This window comes from Stenotrophomonas sp. YAU14A_MKIMI4_1, assembly GCF_003086855.1.
Taxonomy (GTDB): Bacteria; Pseudomonadota; Gammaproteobacteria; order Xanthomonadales; family Xanthomonadaceae; genus Stenotrophomonas.
The window spans coordinates 1288994-1307770 of sequence record NZ_CP025998.1; the positions used below are offsets into that span (position 1 = coordinate 1288994).

General features: G+C 65.0%; 17 protein-coding genes and 1 tRNA gene. 13 read left to right on the forward strand and 5 right to left on the reverse strand.

Translation table 11 applies throughout. From position 1 onward, the window contains the following. The first annotated feature begins 9 nt into the window (after positions 1-9). Entirely contained in the window at positions 10-1893 is a 1884-nt protein-coding gene (locus tag C1931_RS05925; protein ID WP_108755694.1) for a M61 family metallopeptidase, read from the forward strand. Beyond that, positions 1890-2561, forward strand: a complete 672-nt coding sequence (locus C1931_RS05930; RefSeq protein ID WP_108755695.1) for a lysoplasmalogenase — start codon at positions 1890-1892, stop codon at positions 2559-2561. Before C1931_RS05925 ends, C1931_RS05930 begins: the two co-directional genes overlap by 4 nt. A 126-nt stretch (positions 2562-2687) precedes the next feature. Here the strand turns inward: C1931_RS05930 and C1931_RS05935 are convergent, their stop codons facing one another. Both C1931_RS05935 and C1931_RS05940 read right to left on the reverse strand, forming a co-directional pair. Then, the gene (locus C1931_RS05935; protein ID WP_108755696.1) at positions 2688-5474 is read right to left on the reverse strand and encodes a TonB-dependent receptor; all 2787 of its coding nucleotides are present in this window, start codon (positions 5472-5474) and stop codon (positions 2688-2690) included. 11 nt (positions 5475-5485) lie between these two features. Then, entirely contained in the window at positions 5486-6307 is an 822-nt protein-coding gene (locus C1931_RS05940) for a FecR domain-containing protein (RefSeq protein WP_234412878.1), read from the reverse strand. A gap of 194 nt (positions 6308-6501) precedes the next feature. Here C1931_RS05940 and C1931_RS05945 point away from each other — a divergent pair, with 194 nt between their 5' ends. The 7 genes from C1931_RS05945 (at position 6502) to C1931_RS05975 (ending at position 12616) form a co-directional block, all read left to right on the forward strand. Beyond that, positions 6502-7506, forward strand: coding sequence for a 2-hydroxyacid dehydrogenase (locus tag C1931_RS05945; RefSeq protein ID WP_108755698.1), 1005 nt, complete (start codon positions 6502-6504; stop codon positions 7504-7506). Positions 7507-7542: 36 nt separating this feature from the next. After that, positions 7543-7618, forward strand: a tRNA-Thr gene (locus C1931_RS05950). Positions 7619-8000: 382 nt separating this feature from the next. Next, a complete protein-coding gene (locus tag C1931_RS05955; RefSeq protein ID WP_108755699.1) occupies positions 8001-8366 on the forward strand; it encodes an Imm8 family immunity protein in 366 nt (121 codons plus the stop codon). Positions 8367-9109: 743 nt separating this feature from the next. Next, positions 9110-9649 (forward strand): hypothetical protein, encoded by a 540-nt coding sequence (locus tag C1931_RS05960; RefSeq protein ID WP_108755700.1) that lies wholly within the window; start codon positions 9110-9112, stop codon positions 9647-9649. A 79-nt stretch (positions 9650-9728) separates the two neighbouring features. Beyond that, positions 9729-10157, forward strand: coding sequence for a hypothetical protein (locus tag C1931_RS05965; RefSeq protein ID WP_108755701.1), 429 nt, complete (start codon positions 9729-9731; stop codon positions 10155-10157). A gap of 671 nt (positions 10158-10828) precedes the next feature. Then, positions 10829-12100 carry a hypothetical protein gene (locus tag C1931_RS05970; protein ID WP_108755702.1) on the forward strand — a complete coding sequence of 424 codons (1272 nt, stop codon included), beginning with the start codon at positions 10829-10831 and terminating at the stop codon, positions 12098-12100. Positions 12101-12148: 48 nt separating this feature from the next. Next, a complete protein-coding gene (locus tag C1931_RS05975) occupies positions 12149-12616 on the forward strand; it encodes a hypothetical protein (protein WP_108755703.1) in 468 nt (155 codons plus the stop codon). Here the strand turns inward: C1931_RS05975 and C1931_RS05980 are convergent. From C1931_RS05980 to C1931_RS05990, 3 genes are all read right to left on the reverse strand, one after another. Beyond that, positions 12586-12945 (reverse strand): hypothetical protein, encoded by a 360-nt coding sequence (locus C1931_RS05980; RefSeq protein WP_108755704.1) that lies wholly within the window; start codon positions 12943-12945, stop codon positions 12586-12588. The two genes, C1931_RS05975 and C1931_RS05980, sit on opposite strands and share 31 nt — an antisense overlap. A 38-nt stretch (positions 12946-12983) precedes the next feature. Beyond that, on the reverse strand, positions 12984-13340 hold the full coding sequence (locus tag C1931_RS05985; protein ID WP_108755705.1) for a hypothetical protein: 357 nt from the start codon (positions 13338-13340) through the stop codon (positions 12984-12986). A gap of 414 nt (positions 13341-13754) precedes the next feature. Beyond that, positions 13755-14093 (reverse strand): hypothetical protein, encoded by a 339-nt coding sequence (locus C1931_RS05990; protein WP_108755706.1) that lies wholly within the window; start codon positions 14091-14093, stop codon positions 13755-13757. Between the two features lie 317 nt (positions 14094-14410). Here C1931_RS05990 and cyoA point away from each other — a divergent pair, with 317 nt between their 5' ends. The 4 genes from cyoA to cyoD are packed head-to-tail and all read left to right on the forward strand — an operon-like array spanning position 14411 to position 18427. Further along, on the forward strand, positions 14411-15451 hold the full coding sequence (cyoA, locus tag C1931_RS05995; RefSeq protein WP_108752504.1) for a ubiquinol oxidase subunit II: 1041 nt from the start codon (positions 14411-14413) through the stop codon (positions 15449-15451). A gap of 2 nt (positions 15452-15453) precedes the next feature. Next, entirely contained in the window at positions 15454-17451 is a 1998-nt protein-coding gene (gene cyoB, locus C1931_RS06000; protein ID WP_108757666.1) for a cytochrome o ubiquinol oxidase subunit I, read from the forward strand. Further along, the gene (gene cyoC, locus C1931_RS06005; RefSeq protein WP_108748965.1) at positions 17448-18086 is read left to right on the forward strand and encodes a cytochrome o ubiquinol oxidase subunit III; all 639 of its coding nucleotides are present in this window, start codon (positions 17448-17450) and stop codon (positions 18084-18086) included. The genes cyoB and cyoC overlap by 4 nt, the downstream gene beginning before the upstream one ends. Beyond that, complete coding sequence (cyoD, locus tag C1931_RS06010) at positions 18086-18427, forward strand: cytochrome o ubiquinol oxidase subunit IV (RefSeq protein WP_108748966.1); 342 nt, start codon at positions 18086-18088, stop codon at positions 18425-18427. The genes cyoC and cyoD overlap by 1 nt, the downstream gene beginning before the upstream one ends. The last annotated feature ends 350 nt before the right edge of the window (positions 18428-18777 follow it).

Sequence of the window (18777 nt, forward strand, 5' to 3'; positions counted from 1 at the left end):
ACCTGCCTGATGAAGACCCGTGCCCTGGTGATGTCCGTGCTGTTCGCGCTGGGCGCCACGCCTGCGCTGGCGCAGACCTCGCCGCCGGGCGATGCCGCCGCGCCCGGCCTGCTGCGCATCGATGTGGACGCGCGCGACCTGGCCCGCCGTATCTTCAAGGTGACCGCCACCGTGCCGGCCAAGCCCGGCCCGATGACCCTGCTGTACCCGCAGTGGATTCCCGGCAACCATTCGCCCACCGGCCCCATCGACAAGCTGGCCGGCCTGCGGGTGACCGCCAACGGCAAGCCGCTGGCCTGGCAGCGCGACCAGTACAACGTCTACGCGTTCAAGGTGGACGTGCCCGAAGGCGTGAGCGAGATCGTGGCCCACTTCGATTTCCTGTCTTCGCAGGGCGGCAGCCAGGGCCGGGTGGTGATGACCCCGGAAATGCTGAACCTGCAGTGGAACGCCAATTCGCTGTACCCGGCCGGCGTGGATGCGCGCAACCTGCAGGCGCAGGCCAGCGTGACCCTGCCCAAGGGCTGGGGCTATGCCACCGCACTGGAAACTGCGCGTCGCGACGGCGACACCGTGGTGTTCAAGCCCATTGCCTACGACCACCTGGTTGATTCGCCGCTGTTCGCCGGCGAGCACCACCAGCGCATCGACCTGGACCCGGGTGCCAAGGTGCCGGTGCACCTCAATGTCTTCGCCGACGATGCCAAATCGCTCAAGCCCACCGATGCGCAGATCAAGCTGCATCGCGCGCTGGTGCAGCAGGCCGACAAGCTCTACGGTGCGCGCCATTACGATCACTACGAATTCCTGCTGGCGCTGACCGACCGCCTGGGCGGCATCGGCCTGGAACACCACCGTTCCAGTGAAAACAGCGCGGCCCCCGGCTACTTCACCGAATGGGACAGCAATGCGTGGATGCGCGATCTGCTGCCGCACGAGTACACCCATTCCTGGAACGGCAAGTACCGTCGCGGCGCAGACCTGGCCACCGCCAACTTCAACACGCCCATGGGCGACAGCCTGTTGTGGGTGTACGAAGGCCAGACCCAGTTCTGGGGCCAGGTGCTGGCCGCGCGCTCGGGCCTGTGGTCGGTCGAGCAGGCCCGCGACATGCTGGCCAACGTGGCCGCCACCTATGATCGCGGCCGCCCCGGCCTGGCCTGGCGCCCGCTGCAGGACACCACCAACGATCCCACCATCGCCCAGCGTCGCACGTTGCCGTACCGCAACTACCAGATGAGCGAGGACTACTACTCCGGCGGGCAGATGCTGTGGCTGGAAGTGGACGGCAAGCTGCGCACGCTCAGCGGCAACCGCCGCAGCCTGGACGATTTCGCGCGCGCCTTCTTCGGCGTCGGCAACGGCGACTGGAACGTGAACCCGTACACCTTCGATGACGTGGTGGCGACCTTGAACGGCATTGCGCCGTACGACTGGTCCAGCTTCCTGCGCCAGCGCCTGGATGGCCAGGGCTCGCTCACCGGCGGCCTGGCATTGGCCGGCTGGAAGCTGGTCTACCGCGATACCCCCAACGAGGCCTACAAGGCGCAGGAAAAGCGCGCCAAGGCCGCGTTGCTGGCCTATTCGCTGGGCGCCACCGTGCTCGACACCGGCGTGGTGGGCGATGTGATCTGGGACAGCCCGGCGTTCAATGCAGGGCTGGCACCGGGCATGCGGGTGATAGCCGTGGGCGGGCGCGAATACAGCAGCGAACGCCTGAAGGACGCGGTGGCCGCCGCGGCCAAGGACAAGGCGCCGATCGTGCTGCTGGTGAAGCAGTTCGACCGCATCGACAGCATGACCATCGATTACCACGGTGGCCTGCAGTACCCGGTGCTGGAACGCGTTGCCGGCACGCCTGATCGCCTTGCGGATCTGTGGAAGGCGCGATGAGCTTCGGCCGCCGCGATGGCCTGATCCTGGTGGTGGCCGTGCTGGCCATCATCGGCGCGTTCCTGCAGGGCGAGGGGCGGTGGCTGCACTGGTTTGCCAAGCCGGCCACCACGCTGCTGATCGCCGGCATTGCCTGGCAGGCGCGCCCGGCGGCATCACCGTTCTACCGGCGTGCGGTGCTGGCCGGCATGGGCTTGTCGTGCCTGGGTGATATCGCGCTGATGCTGCCGGTGGATGCGTTCGTGCCGGGGCTGGTTGCCTTCCTGCTGGCGCACCTGTGCTACATCGCCGCGTTTCGCGACGGCCTGCACGCAGGGCGCGGCTTGCTGGCCGCCGCAGTGCTGCTGGGAGCGTTCGCCGTCGGCAATGTGCTGGCGCTGTGGCCGCACCTGCCGGTGCCGCTGCGCATTCCGGTGCTGGCGTATGTGGCGGTGCTGGCTTCGATGGCGGTGCTGGCGTTGGCGCGGCATTGGCAGCGCCCGCGGCTGCCGCTGATGCAGGCGCGAAGCGCGCGCTGGGCGGCGGTCGGTGGTGTGCTGTTCGTGGCCAGCGATTCGCTGCTGGCATGGGATCGTTTTGGCGGCGGGCTGCCGGTAGCGGGTTTGCTGGTGCTGGGCACGTATTACGGCGCGCAGTACGCCATCGCCCGATCGGTAGCGCGCGCGTAGCGTCGAGCTTGCTCGACTTCGCTTTCCGTAGAGTCGAGCTTGCTCGACTGCTTCTGCCAACAGCAGTCGAGCAAGCTCGACTCTACAAGAGCCAGTCGAGCATGGCTCGACTCTACAAACGGCGTGTCAGCGGAACTGCAGGGTGAGCAGGAAGTACCGTCCCAGCGGGTCATCCAGCCCGGCCACCTGGCCACCACTGCCCGGCAGGTAGTTCACCGGTTCGGTATCCAGCACGTTGTGCACGTCCAGCGCGGCCACCAGGCGCGGGCTCAGCCTGCGCGCTACGTGCAGGTTCCAGCGCAGCTGCGCGGGGTTCGTGCAATGCCCCTCGCCACGCTGTTCGTCCGGGCAGGTTTCGCCGGCCAGCCAGGCGCGCATGCGGCCTACGCGGTTGCCGCGCAGGGCGATGTCCCAGTTCGGGTTCTGCCATTGCACGGTCAGTATCGCGGTGCGTTCCGGGGTGGCATGGCCGCGTAGATCCACCGCGGCTTCGTGGCTGCGCTCGCGCTTCAGTTCCTGTTGCTTCAACGCATCCAACGCGAACTGCCATTGCCCGTTGGCACCGCTGTCGATGCGGTACTCGCCGCGCAGCACCCAGTTGCGCGAGGTGGTGCGTCCAATGTTGTCGAAGGACAGGCGCAGATCACGCAGCCGGCCCTGGTCGTCCAGTACCCAGGTATCGCGATTCCACAGCGCATCACCGGGCTGCAGCGCCAGGATCTCGTTGTGCAGCTCCACGATGTTGTGGGTCAGCGTAAGCGCGAACGCATCGCTGGGCGTCCAGCTGGCGGCCAGCGAATGGCTGCGCGAGGTCTCGGCCTTCAGTCCATCGTTTTCCACCACGTCCACCTGCACCGCGCAGCCACCGCCGCGCAGCGGCCGCGCGCAGGGGGGCAGCGTGTCCGAAGCGGGCAGGGCCACCAGGCCGAAATACCCCGGCGGCCGGCGCCGCTCGAACAGGCTGGGCGCGCGGAAGCCGCGGCCGCTGGCCAGCAGGAACGACCAGTGCTCGCTGGGGCTCCAGCGCAGGCCGGCGCGCGGTGAAAACGCGGTCTGCCCGGCATCGCGGTCCACGCGCGCGGCCAGGTCCACGCGCAGGCTGTGCGCCAGCGGCAGCCCCAGTTCGGCATAGGCGGCACTGCTGTTGCGCGACAGCCGGCGTTGTTCCATCGGCAGGCCCAGGGCCAGCTCGCCCTTGCCCAGCAGCGGGTCCGGCTGCGAGGTCCAGCGCTCCTGGCGCAGATCGATGCCGGTGGCCAGCTGCGCCGCGCCGCCGGGCAGGGCCATCAGGTTGCGCTGTATGCCCCACCAGCCCTGCCATTGTTCGGTACGGCCACGGCTGTGGATGGTCGGGAACAGTTCGTCGGCCAGGCCCGGTGGCAACGTGGAAAAGCCCGGCAGGAAATCGAAGTCGCGCGCCGCTTCCAGCAGCTTCTCGCTGCGCACCACGCCATCGGTGGTCAGGCTCACCTCGCTGCGCTGCGCGCTCACGCCCGCTTCCCAGCTGCGGCCCGCCTGCTGGCGGCCCACGCCCACGGTCAGATCACCTTCGCTGGCGCGCACGCGCGGGCGCACGTTGCCGCCCTCCTGCAACACCACGTTGAGAATGGCCGTGCGGTTGAAGTTCAATGCCACGGCGGTGGGGCCCAGTTCGAAGCGCTGGCGGTTGTAGCTGCCACGCGCTTCCACATACGCGTAGCGGCCTTCGCCGCGCTCGTGGCGGTAGCGCAGGTAGCCGGCCACGGTGTCCGACGCCGGCTGCAACGAACGTGGGCGTACGCTGTCGAACCAGCAGCCCTGGTCGTCCTCCTGTAGCGGTGGGTGGCACTCGGTGGCCGGGTAGTAATCGCCATTGGCCATCAGCAGCCCGATCGGATACAGCGAGGTATCGGCATGCCAGTCGCGGCGATCGCCGGCCACGTGCTGCATGCGGTGCAGATCGAGGCCGGCGAACCAGCGGTCGCCATTGCTGCGCACAGAGCCGGTGGCGCCCTGCACGCGGTACTGCTGGCCATCGCCGTGGCCACTGGCGCCGGTCTGCAGCATGGCCTCGCTGCCCTCGGCCTGGTCGCGCAGGATGATGTTGACCACGCCGGACATGGCATCGGCGCCGTAGATGGCCGACGCACCACCGCGCACCAGTTCGATGCGCTCGATGAAGCTGAGCGGCAGGCCGCCCAGATCGGTCAGCGCGCCGTCGGCCAGCGACACCATCGGGTAGCGCGGCAGGCGCCGGCCGTTCACCAGGAACAGGGTGGCGCGCGGGCCCATGCCGTCCAGGCTGGTGGTGGCCGCCGCGCCCACCGGCAGGTACAGCGAATCACCGCCGCGGGCGGTGCTCAGCGGGGTGTGGCCGTTCATGCCGGGCAGGTGGCGCAGCAGGTCGAACAGCGTGCCGTAGCCGCTGCGCAGGATGTCGTCGCGGTCGACAACGGTCACCGGCAGCGTGGTCTGCACGGAGGTTCGCGGCAGGCGGCTGCCGGTCACCTGCACCGGCGCCAGTTCCACCTGCGGCGCAGGCGGGGGCGATGGGGGCGGTGCAGGCGTAGGTGCCTTCAGCGGCGGCGGTGGTGGCGCTGCCGCATGCCGGCGCAGTACGTAGCCACCGGCCGGGGTCTGCAGGATGTTCACCGGCATGCCGGCCACCAGCTGCTTCAGCGCCGCGGCGGGGCTCTGCCAGCCCTGCACGCCGGTGGTGCGCAGGTCGGCCAGTTCACGTGCATCGAATATCAGCGATACGCCGCTGTGCCGCGCCCAGGCCTGCAGCGCCGGTACCAGCGGCCCGGCGCCAATGTGGTAATCGCTGCTGGCGGCCGGTTCGCCGGCATGCGCCATGCCTGCCTGGCCCGGCACCACGGCCAGGCACAGCAGGACCAGCAGCAGCCCCGCGCGCAGCGCCTGCGCGGCCGGCATGCGCCGCGGCCTCAGTACACGCGGCGCAGTTCCAGCGCGCCATCCTTGCGCGGCTGGCCAGCGATGGACCACCCCAACTGCAGGGCGGACAACAGTTCATGCGCATCCCCTGCGCGGAAGCTGCCGCTGACGGCCAGATCGGCAATGTCCGGGTCGGCAATCACCAGCGGCGTGCTGCCGTAGCGGTTCATGCGTTCCACCACCACCGACAGCGGCGTCGCGTCGAATACCAGGTCGCCCTGCGGCCAGCCTTCGGCGGCGGCGGTGGTGGACAATTGCGGGCCCGGCTGGATGCGGCCAGAGGCCAGCACCTGCAACTGCTGGCCCGGTGCCAGCGTGTGCTGCGCACTGCCGCTGGTCACTTCCACCGCGCCTTCCAGCAAGGCCACTTCCACGCGGCCATCGTTCAGGCGTTCCACCTGGAAGGTGGTGCCGATATCGCGGATGCTGCTATTGCCAGCCTGCAGGCGCAGGGCCCGCGACGACGGTGCCACTTCCAGCTGCACGCGGCCTTGGTCCAACTGCAGTTCACGCGTGCGCCAGCCGAAGCGGGCGCTGAGCGCGCTGCCGGCATCGAGCGTGGCCACGCTGCCATCGGCCAGGATCTGCCGCTGCACGGCATGAGTGGTATTGGCGTATACGCGGGTGGACGGATTGCCGTCCGTGTACAGCAACCAGCCGGCCGTTGCGGCCAGGCCGATGCCGGCGGCCACCGCCATCGGCAGCCAGCGGCGGCGCACGGGGTGGACCCCGGCCGGAGCGCTGTCGCGCGGTGCGGCGCGTGGCGGCTGTTGCAGTACCACGGTCCCTTCCTTGTTCTCGTTGCGAATCATTCGCAGTCTCCATGGTGGTGGAGAGGATTGCGGCCCAGCTCCTTGCGTAGCCCGCGCAACGCACGGGCACAGTGCGGATTCTGCCTGAGCTCGCCGGGCGGTTGAAGTGCCTGCGGTCATGTCGCCGCGCCGGGTGCTGCGGCAGGAGCGCCGGCGCGCTATGGTCGGGGCAGGATTCCCACGCAGGCCCACCCATGCAGATCGCCGTATTCAGCGCCCGCCCGTACGATCGCCGGTTCCTGGACGAGGCCAGCGCGCAGCAGGGCGCGGGGCAGGGCCATGAACTGGTCTACTTCGATGCCGCGCTGGACCTTCACACCGCGCCCCTGGCGCAGGGCTGCGTGGCGGTCTGCGTGTTCGTGAACGACCAGCTGGATGCGCCGGTGCTGCAGGCCCTGCACGCCGGCGGCGTGCGCGCGGTACTGCTGCGCTGCGCCGGCTTCAACAACGTGGACGTGGCCGAAGCGCAGCGGCTGGGCCTGTTCGTGGCGCGGGTGCCGGCCTATTCGCCCGAAGCGGTGGCCGAGCACGCGCTGGCGCTGGTCATGACCCTGAACCGCCATACCCACCGCGCTTACAACCGCGTGCGCGAAGGCAACTTCATGCTGGATGGCCTGCTGGGCCGCACCCTGCATGGCCGCACCGTGGGCATCGTCGGTACCGGCAAGATCGGCCTGGCCACCGCCCGCATTTTCCGCGGCATGGGCTGCACGGTGCTGGGGCACGACCCGTACCCGTCGGCTGCGTTCGCCGACGTGGGCGACAGCGTGGCGCTGGATGAGCTGCTGGCGCGCGCCGATATCGTGTCGCTGCATTGCCCGCTGACGCCGGACACCCACCACCTGATCAACGATGCCTCGCTGGCGCGCATGAAGCCCGGCGCCATGCTGGTGAACACCTCGCGCGGTGCCCTGGTGGACACCCACGCGGTGATCCGCGCGCTGAAGTCGCGGCGGCTGGGGCAACTGGCCATTGACGTGTACGAACAGGAAAGCGCGCTGTTCTTCCAGGACCTGTCCGGCGAGATCATCGACGACGAAGCCTTCCAGCGCCTGATGACCTTCCCCAACGTGCTGGTGACCGGCCACCAGGGCTTCTTCACCGTAGAGGCGCTGCAGGAGATTTCGGCGATCACGATGGGCAACCTGGCCGATTTCGCGGCGGGGCGGGGCTGCGCCAACCAGTTGCGGGCGGATTGACCGCAGGGCTGGGCTGCCCGTAAAATCGCCTGCTCAGCCGGAATAGCTCAGTTGGTAGAGCGGCGCATTCGTAATGCGTAGGTCGCAGGTTCGACTCCTGTTTCCGGCACCAGTTAGATGAAAAGCCCCGGCCTTGGTCGGGGCTTTTCGTTTGGGCAGGTAGCGCCGGGCCATGCCCGGCGGAACACTTGGCTCCCCAGTAGTGCCAGCCCACGGCTGGCAGCGCCGGATTCCCACCACCGGCCCGCGGCCGGCGTGACACACAATCAGGTCGTCCCCGCCACCGTCGGGTAGGCGCAGACTTGGGGAGGCCATGTCATCTCGACGGGAGAGTGGCGCCACCGCAAACTGCGGTTATGGTGGTTGAGCCAGAACCCGTCAGACGAACATTTTCCCGCGCGGCAAGATGGCGGCTGGCAAGTTGATCTGACCCGGCGATTTTTCAATGCGAACGCAGCGGGACAAAAACTGCACATGCCAGCATCGACCGAAAAATGACTAAAGCGAGACTGCGGGGACTGGACACGGCTGATTGGGATTCTGCGCTCAAGACCCATCAAGAATCCGGCCTGTTTGGTTGTTACTTTCAAGCTTCCATTGGGCCGGATGATAGCCATGGGGCGGACCTTTTTGGCTTCACCGCATGCAACCGGGAGTGGCTCGAACGCATGGAGGATGAGGGTAAGTCCATTCCAAAGCTTGTCATCGTAGATGAAGTCAGCTTTGAAGCAGTTGAGCGCGCGGTCCTGCGCGTGTGTGCGACTGTGCCTGATGGAACGTGGGCAGAAATGGCCAGCAAGCTGGCTGAAATGATGGATTGGGAGTTTGAAGGCTATGTGCCCTTGATCGGCGAGGAGTAGGTGTGGCGAACGACAGTGGACCGAAATGACGCAGTGAAAGGTGGATGAACCAGCGGTTCCTGCACACCCCGCATCATGGCATCAGGACGATGAAGAACATTCTTAATGTCACGGTGTTGTGCCTGACAATCACGGCATGTGTTGGTTCGTTTCGGCGCGCGGAGCCTCTGGACTTCAGTCTCTCGGTGACTGACAGTCTCGCAGAGAGACGATACGGCGTTGTCCTGACCTCTGCAGCGGCCGTGCCGTTGTGCCTATCCAAGGAGGGCTGGCCTGGCCCGGATGGGACCTTCCTGACGGGGTACGATGGGGCCATTCTGACCACAAGCGCAGGCCCGATCCATCCGAAAGCTGTCTTGACAGCATTCTGTCCGGACGGATGTGGTGAAGTCCGTCTGGAGCCAGGCCAGACGCTGCGCGGCAACATTGCTTACGCGGCGTTTGGCAATGCCGACGACATAGCAGAAGATTCAGCGCGCTCCCTGTCATTCACCGTGTATCCGTACTACTGCCGGCGGTCCGCGAGGTTACACATGGGCGACAGACCCTAACTCCCCGTTACAGGCCCAAGTGCGGTAGGTTTCAGCGAAAGAGGTGCTTACGCCACGGACGCTTCCGCCGCATGGCAGCCCAAGACCCTTGAGGACTTTGCTCGCCGGCTGACGAAAGGCGCGGTGTCCCGAATCCTGCACGCGGACCGACAATCGAGAGCGTCAACATTCCGGAGGATCAACTCAGGCCCCATGAAACCCTACACCACGATCAAAGTGCTTCCTGAAGGTGTGCGCTATCTTTCGATGCAACTGGCGGGGGCGGAGCCGATGGAACTCACTGGACTGCTGCACGGGCGTCAGCTCCTCGCGTGCTGGATTCCTGTTTCGCAGACCGCTGACGCGGCCTGGCTGGTGATCTTGAAGTTCGACCATGACGTGCGGATCGAACTGACATGCTCCAGTACGTCCATCGAGTCGTGGGAGGAGTTTGGGACTGTCAACGTCGAAGTGATAGAAGGTCGTGTCGCTGAGCCAAGTTGCGAACATGTAATGTTGGAGCTTCCTGACAAGCTCTATGTTGCACGCACCGAGATCGTTCGCTGGCTGGGCGCTGGACTGATCGCTGATGCTGGAATCCGTCTGCACTTCTCGGATGGTCGTATGCTTTCGGCTGTCGCGGTGGATATCCCGGGGGCGATGTGCTTGACCCTGCCTGGGCACACAGAGCCGCAATTATGGCAATTCCCCGCGAAACAGTACGTCTGCGTGGCAGTTGATGAAGCGGCATGACTGGAGCTGCGTGTGGGACACTGCACTGCAGTAACCACTAATTGATCGGGTCTCAACGCAGTCCTTCCGGAATGATGCTATGAGCAGTGAACGAACCTCTGATGAGGCTGTGCGCCAATTAATCGATAGGCTTGATGCGCTGCTCGAAGTCGCTGGATTGGAGAGCAGCGATAGCGCTCGCGCGAAGCTTGCCATCGCACTGTGCGGTCGGCTTGGCGATCGTCTTGATGGCGAGCGATTGGCTGCGGTGAACGCGGCGCGAGACTTCTGGGTCATGGGGCGGGCCGCCGAGTACAACAAGTGGCTCCATGTATTCTGGTCCAGCGGAGGCGAGCGGCGGCTTTTGGATCCAATTGATCGGTTGGTCTGGTGTGCGCTGGCCCGCCCGGGCGGACTTGACGGGTATGCAGCGGAGTACTTGATCCTCGAAGCTTGCGACGCTGGCATCGGGCTGGATGAGATCTCCGAGGCATTGGCCGAAGTCGTGCCTGGTTACATCGCCGGTTGAGGGTCAAGCGTCAGGTCACAAGCCAATTTCGTGCACTTCACCAAGTCGTTTGAGGCATCCGCCCCGCAGCCGGGCGCGCAGGAGCTATGGGTGTCGATGCTGCGGTGGCTGGCGGAAACACCCGATTACAGCGTGACCCTCTGCCAGGTCATGAACCTGCCTGACTAGGATTAGCTCGTTATCGCAAGCTACAGTCTGACAAATAGGACAAGGGGCGGTGGGTGTTGCCGTCGATGTGGCTCAATCAAAAGTTGAGGGAAAGAAGTGAATCCAGCTATTCGAAGTTTTCTCGGAGCACAGCTTGGGGCGGCTCTAATACTGGGTGCGCTTTACTACATATCTGTGAAGGTGGAAAAATCCCACCCGTTGAGTTGGTATGTCATGGTGTGGTTTGTATACACGCTCGTATTTGGAATATTCTCTGTGGTTGAGTACATGAGGCAGAAGCGTCGGTAGCTCTTTCCTGAGGTTTTTCCCGCTTTGGGCGAAGTCGCGCGCGCCCCTCCAAATGATCTCTTCGTGGGCGGAGCAGAGAATGATAGATGCGCCAACGCATTCCGTGAGTCGCATTGATCTTGTCAATCGATCCAGCTGCGATCTTGGAAGAAATCTTCTATCTGAGTAGGTAGGCTTCTGGTAACGATATGTTGCGAGTACAGGGACCGTAAACCATGGCATCAGTAAGCACACTGCGCCGTTTCACCGCCTTTTCCATCATCGGCATCGCTACGGCGCTTTCCGTCCCCGCATCGGCCGCACAACCCGATGCGCCCGCGCCGCAGGCCACCGCCCCGCAACCCATAAACGCCACCAATTTCGTGCGCCTCACCCAGTCGCTGGAAGCATCCCCACAGCAGCCGGGCGCGCAGGAACTTCGGGTGTCGATGCTGCGTTGGCTGGCGGAAACGCCGGATTACATGGTGACCCTCTGCCAGGTCATGAACCTGCCTGACCAGGATGAGGCGGCCAAGAAGATCGGCCTGGATCTGCTGATGCAGCAGAGCTTCGGCAATCTGGCCTTCCAGATAGACCAGCGCGACAGCAGCGATCAGCTCAGCCGACAGGTGGCCGGTGTGGAAAGCGCGCTGCGCGCCTACGCGGCCTTCACTGCAGCCGATCCTGCGCTGCGCATTGCGGCCATGGATACGTTGGCCGCGCAGCAGAAGGCCGGCACGCTGCGCGCGCATCTGGCGCCTGTGGTGAAGGCCGAATGCGGTGCCAGCGACAACACGGTCATGCTCAACCCGGAAACGGCAGGGCAGGGTGCGGCTGCGCCGTCGCCGTTCCTGGGCGGTTTCCTGCGCGCGACCAGCGTGCTTTACCCGCTGCAGGTGGGCCAGTGGAAGGCGCTGGGCGAACGCCGCTACGACGATGTCGCGGGCGGTGCGTCGGTGCGCTTCCAGCAGGCGGGCAACGAGGACGGCTGGATCGATGTGTACTTCTACCCGGTGGGCGTGCTGGACCAGGAACACCGGGCCGGTCTGCTGGAAGGTGAGCGCAAGGGTTTGCTGGAAGCGCGCAGCGCAGCGCTGGCAGGGCGCGATGATATGTCGCCAGTGCAGACGGTAACCTTGAAGGTCGCACCGGCGCAGCCGGACGCGGCGGCCAGCATCGAGGCCAGCGTGCTGGATTTCGGCTTCGTGCGCGATGGCAAGGAATACAGTTCGGTAATGCTTCTCGCCATCGACCGCTTGTATGCCATCAAGTTGCGCTACAGCGTGCCGACTGCAAAGAGCAACCGCAACGCGGCGCGCGGCGAGGTTGAAACCTTTGCCGCGGCGTTGCTGCCGCAATTGGATATCAGCAATTCCGGTGGCTGCGGCAGTGTTCCCGTGACCGCACGCGATCGACTGCGCCTAGGCTGCACCGGCACCGACCCGGTCCTGCCGGTGGTGGGCGAGGGGCAGCGGGAAATGCGATTCGAGTACGCACCGCCACGCTGAGCCAAGGCGATACGCGCGCGGCTGGCCACAGGCATCAGGAATGTTCCGATGGATTCAGACACCCAGCGTTTCCTCGCCTATCTGCTTTCAAACGGCGCAGTCGGCAGCACCCCTGTCGAGCACGCGGGGCACCTGCAGCAGTATTACAGCGGCCAGCTGCCCGTGCCGCAGCCCATCGAGGCCGACATCGACGCGTGGCTGGGCCATGCCGACCCCGCGGCGTTGCTGCACGCGGCACAGTGGCTGGTGCAGGGGTATGCACTGGCCAATACGTTTCCGTCGCTGCATCTGGCGTGGGTGAAGCGGTTGCTCGACGAAGGCCGGCTGCAACCGCAGCAGGCGATTCCCTTGCTGGCACTGCAGCCGGCACATTACACGCTTGATGAGCGGGGGCAGGAGATTGCCTGGCTGGCGCTGCACGCCGTCGAAGAGGGACGCGAAGCCGAAGAGCAACAGCTGCTGCTTTCCCTACTTGCCACCTATCCTCACCCGCCCGCGCCATGCCGCACGAACTGACCACGCTGGCGCATGGCCCGCCACCATTGATGTTCCAGCTCCCACAGATCCGGTACCTGCTCGCGCGAATTCTCGAACACGATAATCACCATGCGCTTCGGCGAGTTATCGACCAGTAATACGGGTTTATCCCCGGCATAGAGTTCGAAATGGCGCGCCCCGCGCGCGGCGGGGCTCACGCGCAGTCCGTTGGCACTGCGTTCCTGCGCAAACTGCGCGGCTTCCTGCCACATCTGCAGGAAGTTCGGCACGGTCTGCTTGCTGTAGCTGTTTACGCTGAGTGCCGGTTCCGGCAGATACACATGGCCGACAAGCAGGCCCAGCAGCATCACGACGGCTGTCGGAATGGACGCCGCCGCGCCCCTGGCTACGGTTGCACCTGCAGGCAGCTGGCCGCATGCGCGGTGAGGGCAATGCAGGCCAGCATCAACCCTTCCATGCTGCGGTCGCCCAGGGTGTCTTCGGGCTGGCCGGCCTGGCGGGTGCGCTCGGCGGCCAGCAGCATCTGCTGCACGGTGGCCAGGCCGGCCAGGGCGCAGTCGGCGTCGGCCAGTTGCAGGCGCCGGCCGGGCGGCATTGCGCGTTCGGGCCAAGGCTGGCCATTGGCGGCCACACCGGCCTGGATGCGCCGCAGCGTGGGGATGAAGGTGCTGGGGTCGGTGCCGGGTTCGCCAGCGGGCGCCGCGCGGCGGGCGTTCAGATCAGGAAATTCCGATGCGTTCATGGCAGATGCTCCGTGCAAAACACAAAGCGCCACCGCAGGGGTGGCGGACGGTACGTGGCGGCAAAAACCGGGTCTGGCGTATCCGGCGGGTGCATGCGAACACGCACCCCCACGCACCGCCCGCCATAGAACGCGGACGGATTGCCAGCCGGCGCCACGCAGAGGTGGCGCCGACTGGCAAGCGTAAACACTCGTCAGACATCGGGTTTTGCCGACCCGGCCACTCGTTTTCAGTGGCATGCCATGGTGTGCACAACCCGCGAGCGGCTGCCAAGGGCAGATTGCGTCAACGCAGGGGGCTTTACGCTTCGGCGGCATTTTGGCACGCCGGCCCGCAGACCGAAACGCCTGCCCGGCAAGGCCGGGGCGGCATCAGGCCCGTTTCAAAGGGCCGCGCAACCAATGTCAAACAGGTCAGCCCGCCCGGCGAACCCAATGCCCCAACCCAAGTCGATCACGACAAAACGGTGCCAGTTGCCGCAGATAGCCGCCCGCGGCCCCGGCCAGTGCGCCGCAGGCCAGGCGCCCCGCGACCCGCAGCCCGCGCCCGGCATGCAGGCGAAGCCAGGGCAGGGTGGCCAGCAGTTGTGCCCCCAGCAGCAGCGCCAGCACGTCCAGCCCCAGCACATCCATCAGCCCCAGCAGCGGCGCCAGTTCCGGGTTGCAGGCCAGCAGCACCACCAGGGCGGCGCCCAGCAGGGCAAGCGTGCGGCGCACGGCGGGTGTGCTGAGCCAGCGGAGCAGGGCAGTCATCAGGCATCCTTGCGAAGAGGGGGGCGTCTGTCACGCAGTCTTGGTGCGGCAGCGGCGCACTTCAAGTACGCTGAACGTGTTCAGCCTGCTTTGCCGAATCCGGCCCCCTGCGCGCGGTGCGACAACGTGTCGCAGCGATATCCGGCCGATTCCTGCGCTGGATCATTGTCAATGCCTTTCTTAAATGATGCGTGACGGCCTAAAATTGAAAGGCTGACTCGACCCCACCTCACTGCCTGTCTCAACCACAGGCGGGACCGGCTTTTGCCGGAGCGGGCAGGACGGGGAACGGCATTCCCTCGCAATTGGATCGACCGATGATTCCGTTGAAAACCCTTGGGCGCTGGTTGCGCCCGGGCCTGCTGCTCGCACTGCTGGTGATGCTCACCGGCTGCGATGCCGTGGCCATCCTCAGTCCGAAGGGCCAGATTGGCCAGGACGAGAAGACCCTGCTGATCACGGCTGTCGTGCTCATGCTGCTGGTCGTCGTCCCGGTCATCGTCATGACCCTGACCTTCGCGTGGAAGTACCGCGCTTCCAACACCAAGGCCCGTTACGAGCCGAAGTGGTCGCATTCCACGGCGATCGAGGTGGTGGTGTGGTCGATCCCCTGCATGATCGTGCTGGTGCTGGCGGTCCTGACCTGGCGTTCGTCGCACGCACTGGACCCGTACAAGCCGCTGGAATCGGACGTCAAGCCGGTCACCATCGAGGCGATCTCGCTGGACTGGAAGTGGCTGTTCATCTATCCGGAAGAGAAGGTTGCGGTCGTCAACGAGATCAAGTTCCCGGTGAACACCCCGCTGAACTTCAAGATCACGTCGGACACGGTGATGAATGCGTTCTTCATTCCGCACCTGGGCAGCATGATCTATTCGATGGCGGCGATGGAAACCAAGCTGCACCTGATCGCCAACGAAACCGGTGAATTCCCGGGCATGTCCTCGCACTACAGCGGCGCGGGCTTCGCCAAGATGCATTTCACCGCCTATTCGGTGACCGATGCCGAGTACCGCCAGTGGCTGGACCAGGTGCGTGCCGGCACGCAGACCCTGGACAAGACCAGCTTCAAGGCCCTGGGTGATGCGAAGAATTCCGAGTGGTACCCGGTCACCTACTTCGGCAAGACCGAAGAAGGCCTGTTCGACTGGGTCATTGCCAAGCACATGGGCGACAACCAGCACTACGGCATGAAGCATTCGCATGCCGGTGCGGCCGCCGCCGATGCTGCCAGCCATGAAGCGCACGAGGGGCACACCCCCAGTGACGCGCATGATTCCAAGGAATCGGGTGAAAACCTGGATGCCACCGAACACGAACACGCAGGCCATGCCGGCCACGCGGGTTCGGGAGAATGAACATGTTGGGAAAACTCTCTATTGAGTCGATCCCCCACGATCCGATCGTCCTGACGACGTTGGTCGGTGCAGTACTGGGTGGTCTGGGCGTGATGGCCCTGATCACCAAGTTCAAGCTGTGGGGTTACCTGTGGAAGGAGTGGTTCACCTCGGTGGACCACAAGAAGATCGGCGTGATGTACCTGATCGTCGCCTTCGTCATGCTGCTGCGCGGCTTCTCCGACGCCATCATGATGCGTACCCAGCAGGCGCTGGCAGTGGGCGGTTCGGAAGGCTACCTGCCGCCGCACCACTACGATCAGATCTTCACCGCCCACGGCGTGATCATGATCTTCTTCGTGGCCATGCCGCTGATCACCGGCCTGATGAACCTGGCCGTGCCGCTGCAGATCGGTGCGCGCGACGTCGCGTTCCCGTTCGTGAACTCGCTCAGCTTCTGGCTGTTCGTGGCCGGTGCGGTGCTGATCATGCTGTCGCTGTGGATCGGTGAATTCGCCGCCACCGGCTGGCTGGCGTTCCCGCCATTGTCGGGCATCGAATACAGTCCAAGCGTCGGCATGGACTACTACATCTGGGGTCTACAGGTCGCAGGCCTGGGTACCACGCTGAGCGGTATCAACTTCTTCATTACCATCCTGAAGATGCGTACCCCCAGCATGAAGCTGATGCAGATGCCGGTGTTCACCTGGACGGCGCTGGTCACCAACGTGCTGATCGTCGCCGCCTTCCCGGTGCTGACCATCACCCTGGTGCTGCTGACCCTGGACCGTTACCTGGGTACGCACTTCTTCACCAATGATGGTGGCGGCAACGCCATGCTGTACATCAACCTGATCTGGATCTGGGGCCACCCGGAAGTCTATATCCTGGTGCTGCCGGCCTTCGGCGTGTTCTCCGAAGTGATCGCGACCTTCTCGCGCAAGGCGCTGTTCGGCTACAAGGGCATGGTCTACGCCACCGCCTGCATCGGCGTGCTGTCGTTCATCGTGTGGCTGCACCACTTCTTCACCATGGGTTCGGGTGCCAACGTCAATGCCTTCTTCGGCATCACGACGATGATCATCTCCATCCCCACCGGCGTGAAGATCTTCAACTGGTTGTTCACCATGTTCCGCGGTCGCGTGCAGTTCACCACGCCCGTGCTGTGGACCATCGGCTTCATGGTCACCTTCACCATCGGCGGCATGACCGGCGTGATGCTGGCGATCCCGGCCATCGACTTCGTGCTGCACAACAGCCTGTTCCTGATCGCCCACTTCCACAACGTCATCATCGGCGGCGTGGTGTTCGGCATGTTCGCCGGTATCACCTACTGGTGGCCGAAGATGTTCGGCTTCCGCCTGAACGAGTTCTGGGGCAAGTGTGCCTTCTGGTGCTGGTTCATCGGCTTCTATGTGACCTTCATGCCGATGTACGTGCTGGGCTTCATGGGCATGACCCGTCGCCTGCAGAGCACCGTGAACCCGGCCTACGAGCCGCTGCTGCTGGTGGCTGCCGCAGGTGCCTTCATCGTGGGTGCCGGCATCCTGTGCCAGATCATCCAGGTGGCTGTGTCGATCCGCGACCGCAAGAAGACCGCCGACCTGACCGGCGACCCGTGGGATGCCCGTACGCTGGAGTGGGAAACCTCTTCGCCGCCGGCCTTCTACAACTTCGGCAGCCTGCCGGAAGTCACCGAGCTGGACGATTTCTGGGAGCGCAAGCAGCGTGGTGAAGCCTGGCCGAAGCCGGCCAAGTACACCGACATCCACATGCCGCGCAACACCGGCACGGGTGTGGTCATCGGTGCCTTCAGCCTGGTGTTTGGCTTTGCGATGATCTGGCACATCTGGTGGCTGGCCATCGTCGGCTTCGTCGGCATGATCGCCACGTTCATCTACCGCACCTTCGACCAGGACGTGGACTACTGGGTCCCGGCCGCCGAGGTGGAACGCATCGAGAACGAACACCGCAAGCACCTGGAAGCCCAGGGCCTGGTGAAGTCGGAGCTGAAGGCATGAGCACCAATACCTCGACCCTGAGCCACGGGCACGCCGCGCATGCGGCGGCCCATGGCCATGACGACCACGAGCACCACGACACCGGCGGCAACACCGTCTTCGGTTTCTGGGTGTACCTGATGAGCGACTGCCTCATCTTCGCCTCGCTGTTTGCCACCTACGTGGTGCTGGTGGGCGGAAATGACGGCGGCCCGACCCCGAAGGATCTGTTCGAGCTGCCGTTCGTGGCGTGGGAAACCGCGCTGCTGCTGACCTCGTCGCTGACCTTCGGCCTGGGCATGATTGCCATGCACCGCAAGCAGGTGGGCCAGATGTACCTGTGGCTGGCCATCACCTGGCTGCTGGGCTTCGGCTTCATGTGCATGGAAGTGTGGGAGTTCAACCACCTGATCCACCAGGGCTACGGCCCTGACCGCAGTGCCTTCCTGTCGGCGTTCTTCGCCCTGGTCGGTACCCACGGTCTGCACGTGAGCGCCGGCCTGCTGTGGCTGGCGGTGATGTTCGTGCAGCTGAAGAAGTACGGCCTGACCCCGACCAACAAGACCCGCATGGCGTGCCTGAGCCTGTTCTGGCACTTCCTGGACCTGATCTGGATCGGCGTGTTCTCCGTCGTCTACCTCAATGGAGCGCTGTAATGGCACATGACAACCATGCACACGACCACGGCACCGGCGGCGAAAGCCACGGCAGCGTGAAGTCGTACCTGATCGGCTTCGTGCTGGCGGTGGTGCTGACCGTCATCCCGTTCTGGGTGGTGATGTCGGGCGACTTCTCGCGTACCGTAAGCGGTGTGGTGATCGCGGTTTCCGCGGTGCTGCAGATGCTGGTGCACCTGGTGTTCTTCCTGCACCTGGACCGTTCTTCGGAAAGCCGCTGGAACGTCAACGCTGCTGCCTTCACCGTGGTGGTGATCGGCATCATCGTGGCCGGTACCCTGTGGGTCATGCACAACATGAACGTGCACATGATGCACTGACGTCTTCGCGACGTTGCCACAGACGAAAAGGCCGCCCTTCGGGGCGGCCTTTTTCGTTGGCGGCGGGGAAGGGGGCGCTCGAGCGCTCGTGGATGGGTAGCGCCGGGCCATGCCCGGCGAGTAGATCCACGCCATGCGTGGATGGCGGCGCGCGCGATGCAGATGGGGTCAGAGCCCTTGCCTGCGGCAAGGGATCCGACCCCGCCGGCCGCGCCGCTCGTACGCGCGTGGATGGGGTAGCGCCGGGCCATGCCCGGCGGGTAGATCCACGCCATGCGTGGATGGCGGCGCGCGCGATGCAGATGGGGTCAGAGCCCTTGCCTGCGGCAAGGGATCCGACCCCGCCGTTC